Origin of the sequence: Vibrio sp. H11 (assembly GCF_004804295.1) — a bacterium.
GTDB classification, from domain to species: Bacteria; Pseudomonadota; Gammaproteobacteria; order Enterobacterales; family Vibrionaceae; genus Vibrio; species Vibrio ostreae.
Map to the genome: position 1 here is coordinate 90,793 of NZ_SSHN01000001.1, position 21,709 is coordinate 112,501.

22 protein-coding genes and 1 tRNA gene are annotated in these 21,709 nt (G+C 49.3%); 14 read left to right on the forward strand and 9 right to left on the reverse strand.

Annotated features, from left to right (window positions below; genetic code table 11):
- Positions 1-124: 124 nt before the first annotated feature.
- Both E6C74_RS00450 and E6C74_RS00455 read right to left on the reverse strand, forming a co-directional pair.
- Positions 125-568 (reverse strand): DUF411 domain-containing protein, encoded by a 444-nt coding sequence (locus tag E6C74_RS00450; RefSeq protein ID WP_136482315.1) that lies wholly within the window; start codon positions 566-568, stop codon positions 125-127.
- 15 nt (positions 569-583) lie between these two features.
- Positions 584-3,346, reverse strand: coding sequence for a copper-translocating P-type ATPase (locus E6C74_RS00455; RefSeq protein ID WP_136482317.1), 2,763 nt, complete (start codon positions 3,344-3,346; stop codon positions 584-586).
- 221 nt (positions 3,347-3,567) lie between these two features.
- On the opposite strand from E6C74_RS00455, the gene gltX reads away from it, so the two are divergent.
- Positions 3,568-4,995, forward strand: coding sequence for a glutamate--tRNA ligase (gene gltX, locus E6C74_RS00460; protein ID WP_136482319.1), 1,428 nt, complete (start codon positions 3,568-3,570; stop codon positions 4,993-4,995).
- A 328-nt stretch (positions 4,996-5,323) separates the two neighbouring features.
- On the forward strand, positions 5,324-6,292 hold the full coding sequence (locus tag E6C74_RS00465) for an OmpA family protein (protein ID WP_136482321.1): 969 nt from the start codon (positions 5,324-5,326) through the stop codon (positions 6,290-6,292).
- Between the two features lie 105 nt (positions 6,293-6,397).
- Here E6C74_RS00465 and E6C74_RS00470 read toward each other — a convergent pair whose 3' ends face one another.
- Positions 6,398-6,904: a Fe3+-citrate ABC transporter substrate-binding protein gene (locus tag E6C74_RS00470; protein WP_136482323.1), complete on the reverse strand. Its 507-nt coding sequence runs from the start codon at positions 6,902-6,904 to the stop codon at positions 6,398-6,400.
- A gap of 1,262 nt (positions 6,905-8,166) precedes the next feature.
- Here E6C74_RS00470 and mqo point away from each other — a divergent pair.
- A complete protein-coding gene (gene mqo / locus E6C74_RS00475; RefSeq protein WP_136482325.1) occupies positions 8,167-9,804 on the forward strand; it encodes a malate dehydrogenase (quinone) in 1,638 nt (545 codons plus the stop codon).
- 165 nt (positions 9,805-9,969) lie between these two features.
- On the opposite strand, the gene E6C74_RS00480 is transcribed toward mqo, so the two are convergent.
- The 3 genes from E6C74_RS00480 to E6C74_RS00490 all read right to left on the reverse strand — a co-directional run bounded on the left by E6C74_RS00480 (position 9,970) and on the right by E6C74_RS00490 (position 11,849).
- On the reverse strand, positions 9,970-10,353 hold the full coding sequence (locus E6C74_RS00480; protein WP_136482327.1) for a hypothetical protein: 384 nt from the start codon (positions 10,351-10,353) through the stop codon (positions 9,970-9,972).
- Between the two features lie 230 nt (positions 10,354-10,583).
- Positions 10,584-10,660 (reverse strand) — tRNA-Arg (locus tag E6C74_RS00485).
- A 55-nt stretch (positions 10,661-10,715) separates the two neighbouring features.
- Positions 10,716-11,849 (reverse strand): flagellar assembly protein FlgT, encoded by a 1,134-nt coding sequence (locus E6C74_RS00490; protein ID WP_136482329.1) that lies wholly within the window; start codon positions 11,847-11,849, stop codon positions 10,716-10,718.
- Positions 11,850-12,011: 162 nt separating this feature from the next.
- On the opposite strand from E6C74_RS00490, the gene E6C74_RS00495 reads away from it, so the two are divergent.
- Together E6C74_RS00495 and flgP are read left to right on the forward strand one after the other, a co-directional pair.
- Positions 12,012-12,647, forward strand: a complete 636-nt coding sequence (locus E6C74_RS00495) for a FlgO family outer membrane protein (protein ID WP_136482331.1) — start codon at positions 12,012-12,014, stop codon at positions 12,645-12,647.
- A gap of 9 nt (positions 12,648-12,656) precedes the next feature.
- The gene (gene flgP, locus E6C74_RS00500; protein ID WP_136482333.1) at positions 12,657-13,094 is read left to right on the forward strand and encodes a flagellar assembly lipoprotein FlgP; all 438 of its coding nucleotides are present in this window, start codon (positions 12,657-12,659) and stop codon (positions 13,092-13,094) included.
- 91 nt (positions 13,095-13,185) lie between these two features.
- Here flgP and flgN read toward each other — a convergent pair whose 3' ends face one another.
- From flgN to flgA, 3 genes are all read right to left on the reverse strand, one after another.
- Positions 13,186-13,611 carry a flagellar export chaperone FlgN gene (gene flgN, locus E6C74_RS00505; protein WP_136482335.1) on the reverse strand — a complete coding sequence of 142 codons (426 nt, stop codon included), beginning with the start codon at positions 13,609-13,611 and terminating at the stop codon, positions 13,186-13,188.
- A 35-nt stretch (positions 13,612-13,646) separates the two neighbouring features.
- Positions 13,647-13,967: a flagellar biosynthesis anti-sigma factor FlgM gene (gene flgM / locus E6C74_RS00510; RefSeq protein WP_136482337.1), complete on the reverse strand. Its 321-nt coding sequence runs from the start codon at positions 13,965-13,967 to the stop codon at positions 13,647-13,649.
- Positions 13,968-14,080: 113 nt separating this feature from the next.
- Entirely contained in the window at positions 14,081-14,824 is a 744-nt protein-coding gene (gene flgA, locus E6C74_RS00515) for a flagellar basal body P-ring formation chaperone FlgA (RefSeq protein ID WP_240798098.1), read from the reverse strand.
- An 81-nt stretch (positions 14,825-14,905) separates the two neighbouring features.
- On the opposite strand from flgA, the gene E6C74_RS00520 reads away from it, so the two are divergent.
- From E6C74_RS00520 to flgG, 9 genes are all read left to right on the forward strand, one after another.
- Positions 14,906-15,832 carry a chemotaxis protein CheV gene (locus tag E6C74_RS00520; protein ID WP_136482341.1) on the forward strand — a complete coding sequence of 309 codons (927 nt, stop codon included), beginning with the start codon at positions 14,906-14,908 and terminating at the stop codon, positions 15,830-15,832.
- A 10-nt stretch (positions 15,833-15,842) separates the two neighbouring features.
- Entirely contained in the window at positions 15,843-16,670 is an 828-nt protein-coding gene (locus E6C74_RS00525; protein ID WP_136482343.1) for a protein-glutamate O-methyltransferase, read from the forward strand.
- Positions 16,671-16,843: 173 nt separating this feature from the next.
- Entirely contained in the window at positions 16,844-17,080 is a 237-nt protein-coding gene (locus E6C74_RS00530) for a hypothetical protein (RefSeq protein ID WP_136482345.1), read from the forward strand.
- The gene (flgB, locus tag E6C74_RS00535) at positions 17,064-17,459 is read left to right on the forward strand and encodes a flagellar basal body rod protein FlgB (RefSeq protein ID WP_136482347.1); all 396 of its coding nucleotides are present in this window, start codon (positions 17,064-17,066) and stop codon (positions 17,457-17,459) included. The genes E6C74_RS00530 and flgB overlap by 17 nt, the downstream gene beginning before the upstream one ends.
- A 4-nt stretch (positions 17,460-17,463) precedes the next feature.
- The gene (gene flgC, locus E6C74_RS00540) at positions 17,464-17,880 is read left to right on the forward strand and encodes a flagellar basal body rod protein FlgC (RefSeq protein WP_136482349.1); all 417 of its coding nucleotides are present in this window, start codon (positions 17,464-17,466) and stop codon (positions 17,878-17,880) included.
- A gap of 17 nt (positions 17,881-17,897) precedes the next feature.
- The gene (gene flgD / locus E6C74_RS00545; protein ID WP_136482351.1) at positions 17,898-18,605 is read left to right on the forward strand and encodes a flagellar hook assembly protein FlgD; all 708 of its coding nucleotides are present in this window, start codon (positions 17,898-17,900) and stop codon (positions 18,603-18,605) included.
- 28 nt (positions 18,606-18,633) lie between these two features.
- A complete protein-coding gene (flgE, locus tag E6C74_RS00550) occupies positions 18,634-19,938 on the forward strand; it encodes a flagellar hook protein FlgE (protein ID WP_136482353.1) in 1,305 nt (434 codons plus the stop codon).
- A 198-nt stretch (positions 19,939-20,136) separates the two neighbouring features.
- On the forward strand, positions 20,137-20,886 hold the full coding sequence (gene flgF, locus E6C74_RS00555) for a flagellar basal-body rod protein FlgF (RefSeq protein ID WP_136482356.1): 750 nt from the start codon (positions 20,137-20,139) through the stop codon (positions 20,884-20,886).
- Positions 20,887-20,905: 19 nt separating this feature from the next.
- Positions 20,906-21,694, forward strand: coding sequence for a flagellar basal-body rod protein FlgG (gene flgG / locus E6C74_RS00560; protein WP_136482358.1), 789 nt, complete (start codon positions 20,906-20,908; stop codon positions 21,692-21,694).
- Positions 21,695-21,709: the final 15 nt, after the last annotated feature.

Genomic DNA, 21,709 nt, shown 5'->3' on the forward strand with positions numbered 1-21,709 from the left:
TCGCCTTTACCAGCGGCAGGCCAATGGTCACAAAACTCAGCGAGGTGATGGTGCCTGTCCCGTAAAGTATGTGGATACACAATAAAGTAAAGCCCTGCACAAGGCAGGGCTGATAGGCTGAACATTACTGATTGGCGGGGTATTGCCGGTATTTGAAGCTCTGGCCTTGTTCGTTAAAGGCGTACACCACGTAGGCATCTTTCTGATCGCCATACTCCATGCCCGGAGACCCCATAGGCATGCCGGGTACTGCCAGCCCCTTGGCATTTTTCGGCGGATTGGCAAGGAACGCTTTGATATCTTCAGCCGGGATATGCCCTTCAAACACATAACCATTGATTTCAGCCGTATGGCAGGATGCTAACTGTGGAGTGATCCCCAGTTGCTGCTTAATGCCATTCATATTGTTGTGCTGCTGTTCTTTAACATTAAAACCGTGCTCTTGCATATGTTTGCCCCATTCGCCGCAGCAGCCACAGTAAGGGGACTTATGGTTGATGACATCGGTGGCTAACGCCTGGCCGGAAAACGCAAACAACAGTGCAAGTCCGAGTGAGTATTTATTCATAGTTGCCTCTTGTATTCAGGAATGAAAACGAGTTTTCACCAAGCGCAGTCGGTTGGCATTACTGACCACAGTGATTGAAGACAGCGCCATCGCTGCGCCTGCGACCACCGGACTGAGCAAAAAACCGAACGTAGGGTAGAGCACGCCGGCCGCAATCGGGATACCTAATGTATTGTAAATAAAGGCTCCCAGTAAGTTTTGTTTCATGTTCTTCACGGTGGCCCGGGACAGTTCGATAGCGCTGACGACAGCCAGTGGTGAGGAGTTAAGCAACGTCATCTGAGCGCTTTCTATGGCCACATCACTGCCGCTGCCCATCGCGATACCGATATCTGCCTGTGCTAATGCCGGTGCATCATTGATGCCGTCACCAATCATGGCAACACGGCGGCCTTCACTTTGCAACTGCTCTATTTGCTGCGCTTTCTGATCCGGCAGCACCTGGGCAATCACCTGATGGATACCAAGCTCTCTGGCAATCGCATCTGCCACGCTTTGATGGTCACCGGTCAGCATCACGGTATGAATCTTCATCTCGTTGAGGGCGCGTATGGCTTGCTGCGCGCTTTGCTTAATCGGGTCAGCAATAGCGATAAGTCCAAGTAACTGTCCTTGACAGGCAATGGCGACGGGGGTCCAGGCCTGACGGGCAAATTCCTGCAGTGTTTGCTGGGCTGTGTCGAGGTTAATCCCGCTGTGCTGGCAGTGATCCAGTGACCCGACCTGGACTTTTTGATTTTGATACTGCGCCTCCAGCCCGCGGCCTCGCAGATTATTAAATTGAGAAATGGCCGCCGCTTTAACCTGATGCTGCTTGCCGTAGTCAATAATCGCTTTGGCCAGCGGATGTTCTGAATGTTGCTCCAGCGCAACAGCCAGGCTGAGCATCACCGACTCTTCTCCCTGCAAGGTGACCACTTGTTGTACGACAGGCTTACCTTCGGTCAGGGTGCCGGTTTTATCAAACACCACGGTGTCTATCTTGCTGGCGCTTTGCAGTACGTTGGCATCACGGATCAGTATGCCCATTTCCGCGGCTTTACCGACTCCGACGGTCACTGACAGTGGGGTGGCAAGGCCAAGGGCACAAGGACAGGCGATAATCAGAACCGTGGTGGCGATCACCAGCATGTAACTGGCGCGCGGTTCAGGACCGACCCAGAACCAGATGGCGGCAGCCAGCAGAGCGATGGCGACCACGGTCGGTACAAATACCGCGGAAATTTGGTCAGCCATTTTCGCGATTGCCGGTTTACTGCTTTGTGCCTGACGTACCATCTGAATAATTCTGGCCAGCATGGTTTGCGAGCCTGTCCCGGTTGCGGTGATGATCAGGCTGCCGTCCTGGTTAATGGTTCCGGCGGAAACATTATCGCCGGCGGATTTGTGCACTGGGATCGGTTCGCCGGTTAGCATTGACTCATCGATATACGAATCGCCTTCGAGGACTTTACCGTCCACCGGAGCTTTTTCACCGGGTTTGATCCGCAACTGCATACTCTGGCTGATGTCTGCAACCGCGATCGTGCGCTCGGTGTTGCCTTCAATCAGAGTCGCTTGTTGTGGCTGCAGGTTAATCAGTGCTTGTAACGATTGGGTCGTCCGGGCTTTGGCACTGGTTTCGATGTAATGACCGAGTGAAATCAGGCCAATGATCATTGCTGTGGCCTCAAAGTAGACATGGCGTGCAGCGGGCGGGAACCAGTCCGGAAACACGACCACCAGAACGGAATAAAACCAGGCAGCGCCGGTGCCAAGTGCAACCAGAGTATCCATCGTCGCGCGGCCATGTTTTAGTGCTTGCCAGGCGCTGCTGAAAAAGCTGCGTCCGGCAGTGGCGAGTAACGCCAGGCATAGTAAGCCGATGATACCCCAGGCGATCTGATCGCTGCCGGACCGGATCATCATATTGCCGCCCAGCACGCCCCAGGCCATAAGTGGCACACCGACCATCAGGCCGGCCAGAGCACTGCGTTGGTGCTCTTTTTTCACCTGCTCAAGTTGCGCCTGCTGTTTTTGCTGCTGTTCGGCCGGGTCATCGACGGATTCAGCCTGATAACCGGCTTTTTGCACAGCGGCAACTAATTGCGCGGTGACGTCCTGGGTTGCGATGACCAGTGCGCTCTGTTCTGCCAGATTAACTTGCGCGCGGTCGACACCGCTAACGGAGGTCAGCGCTTTTTCCACCGACGAAACGCAGCTGGCGCAGGTCATGCCTTTGATGAGTAAGTGCGTACTGACCTGCCTGTCGTCTGACTGTGCTGATGGTGTAATAGAGTCACGCTGAGACTGGGCAGCCGTTGTCAGCGTGTCTTGGTCAGAGTCAGGAGCGGAGGCGGTGTGAGAGACTGCGTCTGTCTTGACTTCTGCGGCTGTCTCAGAGCTTGCCGCTGTGCCAGTCAGTTGTGCCTGGTAACCCGCCTCAGCCACTTTGGCGATGATGTCATCTGCGCGTAAAGTGGTTCGGAGTGACAGTGAGTCTTTACTTACCTTCAGGCGTGCAATCTGGTTACTCTGTTCGAGCTGTTTGGTCAGTTTGTTGACACATCCCGCGCAGCTCAGTCCTTGCAGCTCAAATTCGAGAGCCTCTGCGCCCTGATAGCCCAGTGATTCGACACTATCAAGCACTTGATCCAGCGATGCATCGACATCGAGTTCGATAAAGGTCGGAGAGAGAGTCTGAATCTCGGCGCTGAAATCTTCATTAATGCGGCGCTCAAGCTTACGTGCGCAGCCCATGCAATTTAAACCCGATAAACTTAAAGTAAAATGACTCATGGTTTTCCCCTCCGATATTTAATATTAGCAGGATAAACCTTCCCCTTGCGGCAAGGTCAAGCTTTGTTCGTCACGGGCAACTTTTCAGGTCCATCCGGGCTAAAGCGCAGTTGAATATGCCAATCAACGTTGTGGACTGGGAGCTGTGGGTGCTAGAATACTGGCCAAAATTTCGCGCATGCTGAACTCTCAGCAGAAGTTCCAGACAAAGGTAAATCATAATGACGGTTAAGACTCGTTTTGCTCCCAGCCCAACTGGCTTTCTTCACGTAGGTGGTGCCCGTACCGCACTGTATTCTTGGCTTTATGCAAAAAGTCAGGGCGGAGAATTTGTACTGCGTATCGAAGATACTGACCTTGAGCGTTCAACTCAGGAAGCAGTAGATGCCATTCTGGAAGGCATGAGCTGGCTTGGACTGGATTGGGATGAAGGCCCTTACTACCAGACGAAGCGCTTTGACCGTTACAATGAAGTGGTTGAACAGCTTCTTGCCGAAGACAAAGCTTACAAATGTTACGCTTCAAAAGAGCTGCTGGACGAAATTCGTGCTGAGCAGGAAGCGAACAAAGAGATGGCTCGTTACGATGCGAACCATCCGAAGATCAAAGCGGTCAACGAAGCGGCAAAAGAGGGTGATCCTTGTGTTATCCGCTTCCGCAACCCGAAAGAAGGCAGTGTGGTCTTTGATGACCAGATCCGTGGCCGTATCGAAATCCGTAACGACCAGCTGGATGATCTGATCATTCGTCGTACAGACGGCTCGCCAACGTACAACTTCTGTGTTGTTGTTGACGACGTAGACATGGGCATTACTCACATCATCCGTGGTGAAGACCATATCAACAACACGCCTCGTCAGATCAACATCTACAAAGCAATGGGTGCGACTATCCCGACATTTGCTCACTGTGCAATGATCCTGGGCGACGACGGCGCCAAACTGTCTAAACGTCATGGCGCGGTCTCTGTAATGCAATACCGTGACGAAGGTTATCTGCCAGAAGCACTGATCAACTACCTGGTGCGCCTGGGTTGGGGTCATGGCGATCAGGAAATCTTCTCTCAGCAAGAGATGATTGAGCTGTTCAGCCTGAATGCTATTTCTAAATCGGCCTCTGCGTTTAACACTGACAAACTGTTGTGGCTGAACAACCACTACATCAAAACCTCGTCACCTGAACATGTTGCTAAGCATCTGGAATGGCATTTTGATCACCAGGGCATCAACAAAGACAATGGCCCGGCACTGACTGACATTGTTAAGCTGGTGGGTGAGCGTTGCCACACTTTGGTTGAACTGGCACAGCAGTCGCGTTACTTCTTCGAAGACTTTTCTGAATTTGAAGCAGGCGCAGCGAAGAAACATCTGCGTGGTGTCGCGAAAGAGCCTCTGGCACTGGCGCTGAGCAAGATTGAAGCCCTGACAGAGTGGAGTAGTGAAGCGCTGCATCAGGTGATTGCTGCTGTATGTGAAGAGCTGGAAATCGGCATGGGTAAAATCGGTATGCCACTGCGTGTTGCCGTGACCGGTGGTGGCCAGTCGCCTTCAGTGGATGCTGTGATGACGCTGATTGGTAAAGAGCGAGTGATTGCTCGTATCAAGCTGGCACTGGCGTACATCGAAGAGCGCGAAGCGAACGCCCAGTAAGGATAATGTCTCACCGGTTGATGCAACATCAGCCCGGTCAGTATCCAACCTCAATGCAAAACCGCAGCTGATGGCTGCGGTTTTTTTATTTTCTCCTCTTATCATTCGTACCGCATTTGAGATAAGTTCTCGGTTTGCAAGCGTTTATATCTAAGAATTCGCAGAAAACTAACAAAACTTAACCAAATCCATATGCAACTTTTCAATGCTATTCATTATAGTTAATAGCGAAGGCCCGCTTTTAACGGGAAGTCGGTAATGAACAGGTTCACACAGACGTTAAAGTCGCGAGTCTTACAATCACAATAATGAACCGTAAGGAATGGTTATGAAAAAGTTAGCAGCAATGGTATCCGCGTCAATGTTAGTCGCATCAACGGCCGCTATGGCCGATGTGTATGTTGGCGGTAAAGTCGGTAAAACCTGGCTTGATGATGCGTGTCACAATACTGAATCCTGTGATTTGGATGGTACAACGGCAGGTGCTTTAGTCGGTTACAACTTCAATGACTGGTTGGCTCTGGAAGGTGGTTACGATTACCTGGGTAAATTTAACGGTGCAGGCATTGATCGTGACACTGCAGAAGCATTTACAATTGCACCTAAACTGAGTGTCGGCCTGACGGATTCTCTCGATCTGTACGGTAAAGTCGGTGGTGCGCGTGTATTCTACGGCCACTCTTCTGACTACTCATACCTGGGTGCTGCGGGTCTGGAATATGCAGCAACCAGCAATCTTGGTGTTCGTCTTGAGTATCAATACCTGAGTGACATTAATAATGACGTTGTACGTGCCAAAGCACATACAACCACTCTGGGTCTGGTTTACCGTTTTGGCGGTAATGATGAGCCAGCACCGGTCATGGCACCTGTGAAACCAGCACCAGTTGCAGAGCCAGCTCCAGCACCTAAGCCACAAATCGTGACTAAAACTTTTGAGTTCCAGCGTCTGGACAGCAAAACCTTTGCTAACGACAGCGCATCGCTGAGTGCTGAGAAAAAAGCTCAGCTGGATGACCTGGTGGTCTTCATGAATGAACACCCACAGGCAAAAGTAGAAGTGACCGGTCACACCGACTCAAGCGGTCCTGAAGCCTACAACCAGAAACTGTCTGAGAAACGTGCTCAGGCCGTCGCGACAGCATTGCAAGAAAAAGGCATTGCAGCTTCTCGTATCAAAGCGACAGGTCAGGGGGAAAGCAACCCGGTTGCTTCGAACAAGACTGCAGAAGGTCGTGAGCAAAACCGCCGCGTAGAAATCGTGATTCCGGCATTTGATTACCAAGTGCAAGAATAATCGGCGATTGTTAGCACAAAGCCCACCAAAATGGTGGGCTTTTTCATTGTCTTCGCTTGACGGGTATTCAGTTGAACCTCGTTGTAACAATATCATCCGAACGGGTTATTTGAGATCAATACTGTTTAAACGGCCCATATAAACCAGTATATCGAGACAGTCTTTATGGGCTTCCAGCAGAGCCTTTTTAGTTTTAGTGTAAGCGGCTAATTTGCCATGCTTATTAATAGAGCAGACCACGCTTTTGAACGTGCAGCGACCTTTTTCATCATAGTGACGCCAGGCTGCGATGTAACAGGCATCACGGCAGTCCGGGTTATCCTGAGTCGGGCGCGGTTTATATATGATTTTAGGCTCCAGACTGTGTGGCAGTCGGGTCATCAGGTACGGGTCTTTCAGGATACGTCGCCAGTGCTGGCCCCACATTTCTCGTCCAAGCTCGTTACGCATCTTGATTGCTTTTTTTAATCCCTTTTTCTCACCAATTCGGATGTAGCCCACCGACCGATGCAAAACTTTATCATCAGGGGTGTGAATGTGAATCTTGTACGCCGTCTTGGCTTTAGAGATAAAGCGGTGACCAGTGTTGGTTTCCAGGTTACTCTTTGTCATACGCGATGCTATAGATAATATTGTTAATAGTAATAGTAGAATAAATTCCCAAGAATAGTAGCGACAGAATAGGGGAAACTGATCGCCCTTCATCAGGGCGATGTCAGATTTGCGCGAAATGAAGCTGGCCCCCGCCACAAAAGGGACACGCAAGTTTAGAAATGGAACTGGACACACATCTTTGCAAAAAAGACTCCGCATAAAAAACAACGAATTGGCCTGGAAATTAGCCACTAAACGGACAGGGTTAATGGCGTGGGTTGTTATTTTTACCGCGGATCATTTAGGCAGGAGAGATTATTTTATAAGAGTGTAGTTGCTTATTTTTTGGTGTGAGTGGAGAGGGAGAAGTCCTAAACTTGCTTTACTATCGATGAAGGAAATTAAATGAACTCTCATTAATGAGAAACGGTAGCAGCGCTAAATCACAAAACCATTCATCATATCTATGTAATGGCTCAGCCAACCATGTGTTGTCTGTTGAGGCTCTGCTTGGCAACGCGCAATGGCTGAGAGCCACCTATCCATCGTCTGGAGTTTAATCCAAGCTGGAGGGCGTAAAGGGGCGTGTCCCGTTTATTTCTTCCTGCTTATGATTGGTACGGATATAAATACATCCCCTGAAAGAAGCTAAATCTAGTCAGAAAAAAGAATGAAAACCCAGCGATTAATCAGAAAAATTCGGCTATGTGTACTGGTATTTTAGTATTTATCTAACACCTGTATTTATTGTTTTGAATTTGTCTGGTGGTTTATTCTTTAGTAAATAACCTTTTATATTGTGATGTTTTAAGTGACCTAATATATAGAATGTTGTTCTATATAGTGAATTATTTAAAAAAGAAAAAAATAGTGAAGCTTTTGTTGTTGCTTTGTATGTTTACTTCACGTTTTTGCTATGGTAGTTTGCGTGCCCCAAGGAAGGACACTGTGGTTTACAGTGTGTTTAGTCAAAATTAAATAAGTGAAATCTTATTTTAATGGCTGCTAAGTCATGGTTGGTTAATTTTTATTGAGTAGTTGTACAACGTGCTTTTATTCAAAATGTAACGTTGCTTATTTTTAATAATGTTAATTTAAATCTGGTCGTGTTGCGCTATGAATTATTTTTGTCATTGTTTTAAGGCATATGACTGCGATGATGATTTATTGATGTGTTGTTGACAGATTACCTACTTAATATCCATTGGTTATCCGTGCTTTTTTAGAGCAAAGGCGGTTTTCCTCGGCTGCTTAATTTTATATTTAAGGTCAGTGTCTTTATGAAAAAATTAGTCATGATGTTGTTTGCTGTTGCCAGCATGACATCTTTTCCGTCAGCGTATGCTGACGATAATGATTCACCGGTTGATGTGCTGCTGATTGGTGGCGGGATCATGAGTGCGACTCTGGGCACCTACCTGCAGGAGCTGGAGCCTGAGTGGAACATGACCATGGTTGAGCGTCTGGACAATGTTGCCCAGGAAAGCTCGAATGGTTGGAACAACGCAGGTACCGGTCACTCGGCACTGATGGAACTCAACTACACGCCGCAAATGCAGGATGGTAGCGTCGATGTCACCAAAGCGGTGAAGGTGAACGAAGATTTCCAGATCAGTCGCCAGTTCTGGGCATACCAGGTTGAGCAGCAAGTGATGCATAACCCGGCATCTTTTATCCGCAGTGTGAATCACATGAGTTTCGTCTGGGGTGATACCAACGTTAACTTCCTGCGCGCTCGTTACGCTGAACTGCAGAAGAATACGCTGTTCCAGAGTATGGACTATTCAGAAGATCCGGCACAGATCAAAGCCTGGGCACCTTTAGTTATGGAAGGTCGCGATCCGAATCAGAAAGTGGCGGCTACCCGCTCAGTACTCGGTACGGATGTAAACTACGGTGAAATCACTCGCCAACTGGTCAGATCGCTGCAATCGCAACCTAACTTTGACCTGCAACTGCAAACGGAGGTTCGTGGTCTGAAACAGAATACGGACGGCAGCTGGACAGTGACCGTGGCTGATCTGGCCAACGGTGAGCAGGAAAAACAGATCCACGCTAAATTCGTTTTCATTGGTGCTGGTGGTGCGTCTTTGCCGCTGCTGCAGGCATCGGGTATTCCTGAAGCGGATAACTATGGTGGTTTCCCGGTTGGTGGCCAGTTCCTGATCACGGAAAACCAGCAAGTCGTGCAACAGCATCTGGCCAAGGTGTACGGTCAGGCTGAAGTGGGCGCGCCTCCGATGTCGGTGCCGCACCTGGATGCGCGTCGTATTGATGGTAAAGAAGTGATCCTGTTTGGTCCGTTCGCTACCTTCTCAACCAAGTTCCTGAAAAACGGTTCACTGTGGGATCTTATGAGTTCGACTACTGCGGACAACCTGATGCCGATGGTACATGTGGGGCTGGATAACTTTAATCTGGTGACTTACCTGATTGGCCAGGTACTGCAGGATGATGAAGACCGTTTTGCCGAACTGCAGAAGTACTATCCGAACGCGAAAAAAGAAGACTGGAAACTGTGGACAGCGGGCCAACGTGTGCAAATTATTAAGAAAGACCAAGAGAAAGGCGGTCGTCTGCAATTTGGCACTGAAGTTGTTGCTTCACAGGATAAAACCCTGGCGGCTCTGCTGGGGGCATCTCCAGGCGCGTCTACCGCAGCCCCTATCATGCTGAATGTGCTGAAATCCGTATTTAGCGAGCGTGTTGACGGTGTCTGGAACGATAAATTGAAGCAGATCATTCCTTCATTTGGTCAGCACCTGAATGGTAATGTTGAAGCGACGCTGAACGAGCTGAACTACACCAGTAAAGTACTTGGTCTGCACAAACCTCAGCAGGCGCAAGGTGATGCACCAGCGCCGGATGCTGATGCAGCGATTCCTGAGAAAGCACCGATGGCTGATATCGAGCTGTAAATCTCGCTGTCACAATGGGGGCCAGATGAGTAAGGGATAGGGCGCCTATCTGCCTGCGTTGCAGAGACTCGCGATAAAATAGAGTCAGATTTGAAATCCAATCCCCTTATGCTTTGTGCCTGAGGGGATTTTTCTGTATGGCCTAATCCGAGCATGAGCGGCTGGTTAATAACGTACATTCACGAGCAGGCCGACATAAGTGCCGTCAGATTCAGGCGCCACGACAGGCATCAAAAAATAGCGGCCAGTAACATAAGCGCCGATGGCCGTGCCTAGCGCATGTGAAGCAGCATCGAGCAGGGCTTCTTTACCGGTATTCGTACCTTGCTGATATTCATAATATTGCGATAGTGCCCCTACAGCGGTACTGACTGAAAAGCCCACCCAGCCCCGATCCGGCTTTGACCACCAGGTATCCGATGCCCAGACCAGAGCGCCAGCCATTGCCGCCCCTCCCACCGCGTGACTAAGCTCGCTATTGACACTGTTACCTGCGTTAACCGGTGATGTCAGCAATATCATTAAGGTCAGCCATAAAGCACGTTTCATGATCTTCTCCTCATACCATGCTTTGGGTCCGCAGCATAAATTTCGTAACTTACCTTAGATGAGCTTAGAAGATATTCGGATTTGCAGACCAAAAACCGCCAGTGACAGTTGAAAAAAAATAGCAGTGCGAGCTGATGGTGTAGCTCTTGACCAGAGGCGCTCTTTTGATATGAGCCGCGCAGAATATGAAAAGGGCTTAGTGATGCGACTCACTAAGCCCTTGTAAAGTATGGCGCTCCCGACAGGATTTGAACCTGTGACCTGCCCCTTAGGAGGGGGCCGCGCTATCCAGCTGTGCCACGGGAGCTGAGAAGCAATATACTACCCAATTATTTGAATAAATTCATGTTTTCAAATCACAATCATAACTGTTTGTGCATTACGTCGCCAATTTGAATACTGGAAGCCAGCTCCGGCTGATCTACGGTCAGTTCTGCATTGGTGTCATAGACACGGCTTACGGTCAGGGTGATTTCGCTTTGTGACACCTTGTTACGCGGCAACCCGTTTTGATCGATAAAGGCACCGGTGTGCCACAGTTGCAACTTATCGCCCTCTCTGACACCGTGAATTCTACCCAAATCCATGCTCACGGTATTGCCAAATTTAGCCACCACCTCTGGCAGGGTAATTTTGCAGGAGATTTGTGATTCCAGATCCAGCATGATATCCCGGCTGACCTGAAGCAGCATCTGACCGTAAGTGGATGTCCAGAAGCGGGCGCTGCGGGTATCGACCTGGCTGGTTTTAGCAAATGGCCAGTTGGCCACTTCGCGGTAGTTACCTTGATACACTTCGCTGCCGGTTTTGCCGTCAAACACATGCAGTTCGAGCGCGAACTGACGGTTAATCACATCATCCTGGAAGGTGCCCTGATCGACGGTTGCGGTCAGGTCGGTAATCACTCCGCCAACCAGGTACTGAGCTCCTGAGTCCTGAGCCAGCATTTTGATCCGCTCCGGGTTGCGGGCATCAATATCATAGTCTGTGGTGCCAACCGACATAAAACTGTGCGAGTCCTGCTCGATCTGGCGATTGAGGATATGGGCGAAGTCATCGCCGACATCGTAGATCTGACCCATCACGGCTTGCTGGGGAGAGGCAACATCAATATTGCCGATCATAAAGGTCTTTTTATAGTTACTGATGTGGCAAGCTGTTGCCGATGGATAAATATCAATCCGGGCGCGCACCTGCATCACGTTCCCGACCACAAGGCGTTTTTCCACCAGAATCGAGCGTACCTCATGATTGGCAAACAGATATTCGCGCCGGTTGTCCTCCAGCAACGGTAACAGGTTACTGATACTGCCAATATCTGCCCCGGCAAAATTTACCGCTTTATAGATGGCATCTTCCAATGCATGCAGTCTGGCCGATTCCTCGGAGGCAACAATGGCCGAGGTTCCGGTAACCTCATACCAGGCTGCGTGGGCTGCAGGAATCCAAAGTGACAATAAAAGCATTGAAACTAAAGAATAAATGTTTTTTTTCATCGTAATTTACCAGTCAGGTACAAATTTTGCTTTTTAATTTTCAGCTGATGTAGGCATTTGCTGTTCAAAGTGGTCTCAGCTTAGAAAAGCAAAGAGCGTTCCAGTTTTGTCACAGAGAGTGAAATTGAACGTGTCGCCTTAGTATATCTGGAGATGAAGATAATGAAAAAATGGCTTTGCTTAGTGCCGGCGATGATGCTGACTGCCTGCTCTTATGCCCCGATCTATAACGGCAAAGAGTCATACGGTGGTTCGCAGTTTATGTTGATGGAGAGTCCGCGCCACACCCTGGACTTCTTTGTGGACAGCTTGACCGAAGATCTGGTCGAATCGAATACCAGTGTGACTGCCCGTACACCGATTGCAATTACCTCTTTTGTCGATTTGCAGAATATGGATACCACTAACTGGCTGGGCAACTCGGTCTCGGAAGGGTTGATTTATCAGTTCCAGCGCCGTGGGTTTAAAGTGGTGGATTTCAAAACCACAGGTTCCATTCAGGTCACTCAACAAGGTGATTTTGCTTTCAGTCGTGAATGGAAAGATCTGGCCCAGCAGCAAGAGATTCAGTATGTTCTGACTGGGACCATGTTGCGTCAGGAAGGTGGCGTACTGATTAACGCCCGAGTGGTTGGTATGCAGTCACGGATCGTTGTGGCTACCGCGCAAGGCTTTTTACCGGCGGATCGTATTGGCCGCGATCTGGATACGCTGAACAGTATGCGTACTCAGGATGGGGTGTTAATTCGGTCCGATCCAACCATGACTCAACCATACACTGTGATTTTGCGTCCCTAGGAGGAAAGGATGAAATACGGATTACTCGTACTGCTGGCTGCTGTAATGGCCTTATCCGGATGTCAGCCGCTCCAGACTTTGCGCGCGGATGAGTGGTTGACTGCGGTGGGTTACGCCAATATTAATGAACAGCGTGGCCGCGATACGGCAGAGAAACAGGTTCGCGCGATGCGCGCATCGAAAATCGATGCTTATCGTGAACTCGCTGAACAGGTGTATGGCATGCGCGTCAGTGGGCGTTCGCAATTGCAGGATCAGCGAATGGGGACTGAACTGACGGCTGGTGCTGTTGATGGTGTGATCCGCGGTGCGGAAGTGGTGCGTAGTTATAAAGTCGGCGACAATTACGTGACTGAGCTGCGTCTCGATATTCGTAAGATGGATCGTCTGCGCGACTATGGTGAAGTGCAGCAGGTGCCGGAAAATCGTCAGCAAACATTATTCTAAGCGGCACACTCTCATCTCTCCAGATAACAAAAAAGCGGCGCTCGACAGCCGCTTTTTTGTTATCTGTTACGCAGTTTATGCCCTGATGCGGTCAGGCTTTAATATTGGTGCCTAAGGTCGATACGGTATGAGTTTGACCGGTCGCGTTGTAAGTCATGCCGATTTTACCGTGACTTTGTTGCATCAGATTATTCAATTTGTTGAAACTTAGCTGAGCACGATTTAGTGCCTCGCCGTTGACGGCATTAGCTTGTTGGCACTCTTGTACCAGGCTGCGGATTTGTTCGACCAGATTCGCCAAGTATTCATCTTCTGTCAGGCTCGGAACATGAGGATGATTGGAAATGCGTTGGTCGGTCTGTTGCAACTGGCCGACTAGGGTGATTTTCTGTTTCGCCAGCGCTTCTATATCCGCGGCAACACGGCCGGTGATGGCAATTTTTTCCTGCTCCAGTAACGCGGACAGCTCCTGGGCGTTTTTGAGCTGAAACTCGACTAAGTCTTTCAATGCTGCCATGACTTCATCACCTTTTTGCCGGACTGAGTATCAGCTTACAGGCCACCCAGTTCATTTTCAAATTTGATCATATTGTCGGCCAGTTTTTCCGGATCGACTTTGTACGAGCCGTTCGCAATCGCTTCTTTGATTGCAGCGACTTTGGCGCTGTCGAAACTCGGCGTCGCGGCCATTTCGTTATGCATTTCACCGATTGCTTTGCCCTGAGAGCTCAGCGATACCGCATCGTTACGCGGTTGAGAACTCTGACTGACTGAGCCAGAAGTTGTTGATGATGCATTAGATTCTGAACGCGCAGGGCTTCGGCTCGTTGTCGTCAACGAGTTTCCTGAGCGAATGTTATCAATGCCTGCCATATTTTTGAGCCTTATAAAACTATGAACGTGTACCGTCAATATCGACTGTTGAGCGACGAACTTTAGCTTTTTCTTAACAGTCGGGTAAATTTCCCTGCGTTGAGTAGAGGCAGCTAAAATCGTACGGTGACTTCACCTATTCCGCTGACTTGAGCATCTATTATACGGTTAGATTTGCTATTTTTCACTTTTATCTGTTCGCCAAAGGTCCCGTCCGACAATGCGGTGCCTTCGGTTGTGATGCTCATCCCGCCGCTGACGGCGCGGATACGTACGTTTTCATTACGGCAAACCACACAGACATCATTATGCTCGATGACATCACCTAACTTAAGGTTTTTCTTGGTCTTTGCTCCGACCACCAGATCCGGAGAGGAAAAACCTTGCCGTCTGAAGCGCAGCAGATCTACCATACTCATCGTCACATTATGAGCTGTGATGATTTGGCCGCGGGTCAGCGGTGTTAGTGCGGTGACCATGGGAACCGTTACCGTTAATTTGACCGGAACATAGACTTTCCAGTTATCAGGCTCACATTCTACTAACACAGTGATCGCACTGGCAGAGCCGTTGTTAGATGATGATGAGGTCTGCAGTGGCGCAGGGCAGTCGGTGGCAAAAATACGCTCATCGATATTGGCGGCACTGACATCCAGCTCGCTGCCAGCCGGTGTATCCACGTTGCTCAAAACGTGCTGCTGAGCGGCTTGCTGAATCTGAACAATTTGTTCTGGTGTTGCACTGTGCACAGAAAGACTAAAGAAAACGCACAAAAAGCCGATACAGGTATAATAAAAGTGGCAGAAAGCTCTACACTTACGTTTGGTATGTTGGCATACACGGGTATTCGAAATCATGGTTCGGTTCTCTGGTTTCTTCATAGCCTTAGGTAGGTTATCACTTTTTTACATAAAAATGTTTAAGATGGAGATGTGCATATGACGGGTATTCTTGATTCTGTGAATCAACGTACGCAACTCGTCGGTCAAAACCGACTGGAATTACTAACCTTCCGTCTGAACGGACGCCAACGTTATGGCATTAACGTATTTAAGGTGAAAGAAGTTCTCCAGTGCCCTCGTTTGACTGCAATGCCTAATTTGCATCGACTGGTAAAAGGCGTTGCGCACATCCGTGGTCAGACCGTATCGGTGATTGATTTGAGTCTGGCGATTGGTGGCCGTCCGACCACCGAAATTGACAAAAGTTTTGTGGTCATTGCCGAGTTCAACCGCACGATTCAGGCTTTCCTGGTCAGCTCAGTTGAACGTATTATCAACATGCGTTGGGAAGCCATTTTGCCACCACCGGAAGGGGCTGGTAAAGGTAACTACCTGACTGCGGTGACCAATATTGATAACGAGCTGGTAGAAATTCTCGACGTAGAGAAAATTCTGGCCGAGATCGCTCCGGTGAATGAAGTGATGGATGCCAGCATTGGCGAGCAGATTGCTCATGCCGAGCAGGAAAAAGAAATCGTACGCCGTATACTGATTGCGGACGACTCGAGTGTGGCACGCAAACAGGTGCAACGTGCGATTGAGTCGATTGGATTTGAGTGTATCCTGGCCAAAGATGGCAAAGATGCTCATCAGCAATTGGCCAATATGGCTAAAGAGGGGAGCATTTACGATCAGATTTCTCTGGTTATTTCAGACATTGAAATGCCGGAAATGGATGGTTATACCCTGACTGCTGAAATTCGTCGTAACCCGGCTCTTAAAGACTTGTATGTTATTCTTCACTCGTCACTGAGTGGTGTATTCAACCAGGCGATGGTTGAGCGAGTCGGTGCGAATTCGTTCATTGCGAAATTTAACCCGGATGAACTGGGTAACGCAGTGAAAAAGGCTTTAGTAGAATAAAGAGAACTGAATGACTGCGATAACTATCAGCGATCAAGAATATCGTGATTTCTGCCGTTTTCTGGAATCTCAGTGCGGCATCGTGCTGGGAGACAGTAAACAGTACCTGGTCAGAAGTCGTCTGAGTCCGCTTGTCAGCAAATTCAAGCTGGCATCGCTATCCGATCTGCTGCGTGATGTTACAACCGGCCGCAACCGAGAGTTGCGTGTCGCCGCAGTGGACGCGATGACGACCAATGAAACCTTATGGTTCCGTGATACCTATCCATACACAGTATTGGCCGATAAGCTGTTGCCTGAACTGGCCAAGAACAAGCGTCCGATCAAAATCTGGTCTTCGGCCAGTTCTTCTGGTCAGGAGCCTTACTCTATGGCGATGACCGTGTTGGAAGTACAGCAACGTCGTCCTGGTGTGTTACCCAGCGTGTCTATTACTGCAACCGATATCTCGACCAGTATGCTGGATATGTGCCGGGCTGGTGTGTATGACAACCTGGCTCTGGGGCGTGGTCTTTCTCCGGAGCGTCGTCGCACCTTCTTTGAAGACGCCGGTGATGGCCGGATGAAGATCAAAGACAACGTCAAGCGAATGGTTAACTTCCGCCCGCAGAACCTGATGGAAAGCTATAGCTTGCTGGGCAAGTTCGACATTATTTTTTGTCGAAATGTCTTGATTTACTTCTCGCCAGAGATGAAGTCCAAAGTACTTAATCAAATGGCAAGCAGCCTTAATCCCGGTGGCTACCTGCTGCTTGGGGCATCAGAATCTCTGACCGGTCTGACTGACCGTTTTGAGATGGTGCGCTGTAACCCAGGTATCATCTATAAGCTCAAATAAGCTATAAGCTCAACTAAGCGTTATACCTCACCGATAAGCCCGGCAAATTGCCGGGCTTTTGTTTGCCGCTGTACTCGCCCGTGACTCCTCACCATTGCCGCCGGCAAGCGCTTGTGCGATCGGCTTAAGGTGTGTGTCCGGTTAAAGATGACGGCTATACTAAGGAGGCAAAGGTGCGCTGCAGGCTTGCCGCCGGGCTGACATTCCCCCGGTTGCGGCTTGGTAAAGTAGGGTTGGATGAAAACATTACGGATATGGTTTTTGCTCAGCGCTCTGGCGTGTATTTTGCAAAACAGCAAGGGATGATGATGTGGTCAATGTGTATTGTTAAAGTTGGTACGCTAATTGCTATAAATTCATCAGTAACGGTCAGTTCTATCAAAGAGGCACAGTATGGCTATTTCTTTTGACAATGCACTCGGTATCCACCAGTACACGGTGGGTGTGCGTGAACGTAATGCGGAAGTGATTGCTTCTAACATTGCGCAAGCAAACACTCCTGGGTTCAAAGCAAAAGGAATGGACTTCCAGAAGGCGTTGCAGGCGGCAAGTTCGGAGGCAAGCATTGGTCTTAGCCTTACCGATGGTCGGCATATTCCTGCCTCTGCGAATGTGACAGGGGAAATGCTTTACCGTCTTCCGACACAACCTGACACTGGTGATGGCAATACGGTGGATGTGGATCTGGAGCGTAACTTGTTTATGCAAAACCAGATGCGTCACCAGGCATCACTCGATTTCTTAGGCAGCAAGTTTAAGAACTTAACCAAAGCTATCAAAGGGGAATAATTAGATGAGCTTATTTAATGTGTTCAATGTGACTGGTTCTGCAATGAGTGCTGAATCTGTTCGTCTAAATACCACTTCGAGCAACCTGGCGAATGCGGACAGTATCAGCAGCTCTGCGAAAGATACTTACAAAGCTCGTCATGCGGTGTTTGGCGCTGAGTTAAGTAAGGCACGTTATAACCATGATGTGAATGTGCCAGTCAAAGTGTTGGGCATTGTAGAAAGCGATAAACCGCTTACCGCGGAGTTTAACCCGGATCACCCACTTGCTAATGACGAAGGTTATATCTACAAGCCTAACGTCAACGTGATGGAAGAAATGGCCAATATGATCTCAGCATCCCGCGCATACCAAAGTAATGTTCAGGTCGCTGAGGCGAGTAAACAAATGCTGCTGCGTACGCTGCAGATGGGTCAATAAGGATAAGGAGGTAGCGAATGGCCGGAATTAATAACGTTGGTCAAAGCGGCTTGTCCTATGTTGACCAGCTAAAAGCGCTTCAAGAGAAAAATAAGCCAACCGAGACAACGGGTAAACAGGATCTCAAACAAGAAGATTTCCTGTCGTTGCTCACCAAGCAGCTTTCTCAACAAGACCCTTTTAAGCCGGTCGGCAACGACCAGATGATCGCGCAAATGGCTTCATTTGCCACGGTTGATGGTATCGGCAATATGAACAAGCAGTTTGAAAGTCTCAACTCGTCGATGACATCAAACCAAGCTCTGCAGGCATCTTCTCTGGTAGGTCGTGATGTACTGGTACCAGGTGCTGCAGGGGTGAAAAAGGACGGCGCCAGTATGGCGGCGATGGTGAAGCTCCCCCAATCCATGGAAAACGTCATGGTGCGAGTTGAAAACGAAGCGGGCCAGCTGGTGCGCACGTTTGATCTCGGAGCGAAGCCAAGCGGTGATAACCGCATCGAATGGGACGGTAATGATCAAAACGGTAATCCATTGCCGGGCGGCAAATACAAAGTGAGAGCTTCGGGTTTGCTGAATGGGGAAAGCAAAGACTTTGAGGTGTCGACCTATGCCAATGTCAATAGCGTTCTCCTGGGTAAAGGTGATGGTAACGTACTGCTCAATCTGGCTGGTTTTGAATCGCCAGTTCGACTTGCTGAAGTACTAGAAGTTGGCCAAGCATAATCATGCTAGCTAGATAGGAGAATTTGGAATGTCATATGTATCTCTAAGCGGTTTGTCCGCAGCTCAGTTAGATCTGAACACCACCAGTAACAACATTGCGAACGCCAATACCTTTGGCTTTAAAGAGTCGCGTGCGGAATTTGGTGATGTTTACTCGAATTCACTGTTCACTAACGCGAAAACCACTCCGGGTGGTGGCGTGATGGCGAACAAGGTCGCGCAGCAATTCCATGAAGGTTCAAGTATTTATACTAACAACCCGATGGACCTACGTATCTCAGGTACCGGCTTTTTTGCGGTTTCTAAAGATCGTATGGTGCCGCAGCAAAATGAGTTGACGCGTAACGGTGCGTTCCACCTGAACAAAGACAACTACATGGTGACCTCAAATGAAGAGTTCCTGCTGGGCTATCAGGTTAATCCGGATACCGGCGAAGTGCTGTCTTATGAGCCTTCACCGCTGAACATTCCAGCTGAGTTTGGTAAGCCAAAGCAGACCTCAAATATTGATGTGGGTGTCAACCTGCCGGCTAACGGTGATCTAAAAGATCCAACCTTGTTTGATTTCACCGATCCGGAAACTTACAACCGTTCAACCTCGTCAACCATCTATGACTCGATGGGGCAGTCGTATAAGTTAACCACGTATTATCTGAAAGATCAGACCCAGCCGAATACGTGGCAGACATATTACACAGTGACTGACCGTGACGGTGAGAAGCCAATTAACATCGCTGGCGGTGATGCAACGTCGGGTAGCGGTCAGGTTGGTCACACCATGCGCTTCAATAACGATGGAACATTGGCAAGCCTGAACAATGGTCAGCCTATTGTTTCTGAAGCATTGGGTGCGGGTGCTAACCCGCTTAACCTGAATGGTGCTGATGTCAACCAGACCTTATCTTTCGGTCTGGATGCGGCCACTCAGTTTGCCGCTCCGTTTGAACTGACTAAGTTTGATGAAGATGGGGCGACAACCGGCTTCCTGACCAAGATCGATTTTGACGAAAACGGCAGTGTGATGGGCACTTATTCGAACGGTGAAAACGTGACTCTGGGCCGAGTGGGCCTGGTGCGTGTACCGAACGAGCAAGGCCTGGACAAAAAAGGTGGTACTCAGTGGGATTCGACTCAGATGTCCGGTGGTAAAATCTGGGGTGAATCCAACAAAGGTTCATTTGGTACCATTAAGAACGGCACACTCGAGCAGTCAAACATTGATATGACTCAGGAGCTGGTGGACCTTATCTCCGCGCAGCGTAACTTCCAGGCCAACTCACGTGCTCTGGAAGTCCACAACCAGCTGCAACAGAATATCCTGCAGATTCGATAATCCTTTCATCTGGCCTGTCAAACCAGCGGCAACGTTGGTTTGACAGGATTGCCACTTGCCTCATTGCCGCGGCAAATTCTGTCTTCCCCTCTCACAATTTCCTGCTTTATCTTTCCTAATGATTTGATTTAAAACACTATTTATTTTTGGCACGCCAATTGCTTTATTACAGTTAATAAACGATTTTGGGAGCGAATTATGGATCGTGCTTTGTTTTTAGCCATGAGTGGCGCCAAGCAGAATATGCAAGCAATGCAGCTGAGAGCGAACAACCTGGCCAACGTCAGTACCACCGGTTTCCGGGCGGATCTGGAGCAGGCGCGTTCCATGCAAGCGTACGGTGATGGCCTGCCAAGCCGGGTATTCAGCATGACTGAGCGTCCGGGGCACAATTTTCAGCAGGGCAGTGTGATCACGACCGGCCGCGATTTAGATGTGACTGTCCAGGGCGATGGCTGGCTGGCAGTGATGGATAAAACCGGCAAAGAAGGTCTGACCCGCAACGGCAATCTCAATATCGACGCGAACGGACTGCTGATGAATGGCAGTGGCCATCTGGTACTGGGTGAGAATGGTGCGCCTATCACTTTGCCGGTTCCGCTGGCCAAAGTGTCGATTGGCAATGATGGGACGATTTCGGTTCGTCCGCAGGGCGCTCCGCCGGATGCGATGGAAATCGTTGATCGCATCAAACTGGTTAAACCCGATAATCAATCGTTATATAAAGATGTCAATGGTCTGTTCCGGGCGAAAGATCCCAACGCAGCCTATGACGCAGATGCAACGGTCAAAATCCTGACCGGTGCGGTAGAAGGTAGTAATGTCAATGCGGTTGGCGAAATGACCAGCCTGATTGATCTGCAACGTCAGTTTGAAATGCAGGTCAAGATGATGAAAACGGCAGAAGACATGGATAAATCATCCGATACTCTGCTGCGCATGAGCTAACCGAGAACAGGAGTTTAATATGCAGCCGGCATTATGGGTAAGTAAAACGGGTCTGGACGCACAGCAAACCAACATTGCGACCATTTCCAACAACCTGGCCAACGCCTCGACCGTAGGGTTTAAGAAAAGCCGTGCGGTGTTTGAAGACCTGTTTTATCAAAATATTAACCAGCCAGGCGGCCAGTCGTCTCAGAACACCGAATTACCGAGTGGTCTGATGCTGGGCGCGGGCTCAAAGGTGGTCGCAACCCAAAAAGTGCATACTCATGGGAATGCACAGACCACGTCCAACAGTCTGGACATGATGATTGAAGGTGATGGCTTTTTCCAGATTCTGATGCCTGATGGCAATATCGGCTATAGCCGTAATGGTCAGTTTACTCTTAATGCTGAAGGCGTGATTGTGACCTCAGGTGACGGCTATCCGCTGCAGCCGGAAATTGTTATCCCTGACGATGCTATCTCGATTTCGGTTGGTAATGACGGTGAAGTGTCAGTAAGGGTGCGTGGCCAGCAGGACAACCAGGTGCTTGGTCAGATCACCACCGTTGATTTTATTAACCCGGGTGGCCTGGAACCGATTGGACAGAACCTGTACTTACCGACCGGCGCCAGTGGCGATCCGCAGGAAGGGGTGCCTGGGCTGGATGGCCTGGGTAATATCCGTCAGTCGATGCTGGAAAGCTCCAACGTGAACGTGACCGAAGAGCTGGTCAACATGATTGAAGCGCAGCGCGTGTATGAGATGAACTCAAAAGTGATCTCGGCTGTGGACAAAATGATGAGCTTTGTTAACCAGCAGCTGTAAGCGCTGGATTAGTGA

Bases quoted from the DNA above. Each gene is read 5' to 3' on its own strand.
- E6C74_RS00450 (WP_136482315.1), bottom strand. From the start codon at position 568: ATGAATAAATACTCACTCGGACTTGCACTGTTGTTTGCGTTTTCCGGC.
- E6C74_RS00455 (WP_136482317.1), bottom strand. From the start codon at position 3,346: ATGAGTCATTTTACTTTAAGTTTATCGGGTTTAAATTGCATGGGCTGC.
- gltX (WP_136482319.1), top strand. From the start codon at position 3,568: ATGACGGTTAAGACTCGTTTTGCTCCCAGCCCAACTGGCTTTCTTCAC.
- E6C74_RS00465 (WP_136482321.1), top strand. From the start codon at position 5,324: ATGAAAAAGTTAGCAGCAATGGTATCCGCGTCAATGTTAGTCGCATCA.
- E6C74_RS00470 (WP_136482323.1), bottom strand. From the start codon at position 6,904: ATGACAAAGAGTAACCTGGAAACCAACACTGGTCACCGCTTTATCTCT.
- mqo (WP_136482325.1), top strand. From the start codon at position 8,167: ATGAAAAAATTAGTCATGATGTTGTTTGCTGTTGCCAGCATGACATCT.
- E6C74_RS00480 (WP_136482327.1), bottom strand. From the start codon at position 10,353: ATGAAACGTGCTTTATGGCTGACCTTAATGATATTGCTGACATCACCG.
- E6C74_RS00490 (WP_136482329.1), bottom strand. From the start codon at position 11,849: ATGAAAAAAAACATTTATTCTTTAGTTTCAATGCTTTTATTGTCACTT.
- E6C74_RS00495 (WP_136482331.1), top strand. From the start codon at position 12,012: ATGAAAAAATGGCTTTGCTTAGTGCCGGCGATGATGCTGACTGCCTGC.
- flgP (WP_136482333.1), top strand. From the start codon at position 12,657: ATGAAATACGGATTACTCGTACTGCTGGCTGCTGTAATGGCCTTATCC.
- flgN (WP_136482335.1), bottom strand. From the start codon at position 13,611: ATGGCAGCATTGAAAGACTTAGTCGAGTTTCAGCTCAAAAACGCCCAG.
- flgM (WP_136482337.1), bottom strand. From the start codon at position 13,967: ATGGCAGGCATTGATAACATTCGCTCAGGAAACTCGTTGACGACAACG.
- flgA (WP_240798098.1), bottom strand. From the start codon at position 14,824: ATGATTTCGAATACCCGTGTATGCCAACATACCAAACGTAAGTGTAGA.
- E6C74_RS00520 (WP_136482341.1), top strand. From the start codon at position 14,906: ATGACGGGTATTCTTGATTCTGTGAATCAACGTACGCAACTCGTCGGT.
- E6C74_RS00525 (WP_136482343.1), top strand. From the start codon at position 15,843: ATGACTGCGATAACTATCAGCGATCAAGAATATCGTGATTTCTGCCGT.
- flgB (WP_136482347.1), top strand. From the start codon at position 17,064: ATGGCTATTTCTTTTGACAATGCACTCGGTATCCACCAGTACACGGTG.
- flgC (WP_136482349.1), top strand. From the start codon at position 17,464: ATGAGCTTATTTAATGTGTTCAATGTGACTGGTTCTGCAATGAGTGCT.
- flgD (WP_136482351.1), top strand. From the start codon at position 17,898: ATGGCCGGAATTAATAACGTTGGTCAAAGCGGCTTGTCCTATGTTGAC.
- flgE (WP_136482353.1), top strand. From the start codon at position 18,634: ATGTCATATGTATCTCTAAGCGGTTTGTCCGCAGCTCAGTTAGATCTG.
- flgF (WP_136482356.1), top strand. From the start codon at position 20,137: ATGGATCGTGCTTTGTTTTTAGCCATGAGTGGCGCCAAGCAGAATATG.
- flgG (WP_136482358.1), top strand. From the start codon at position 20,906: ATGCAGCCGGCATTATGGGTAAGTAAAACGGGTCTGGACGCACAGCAA.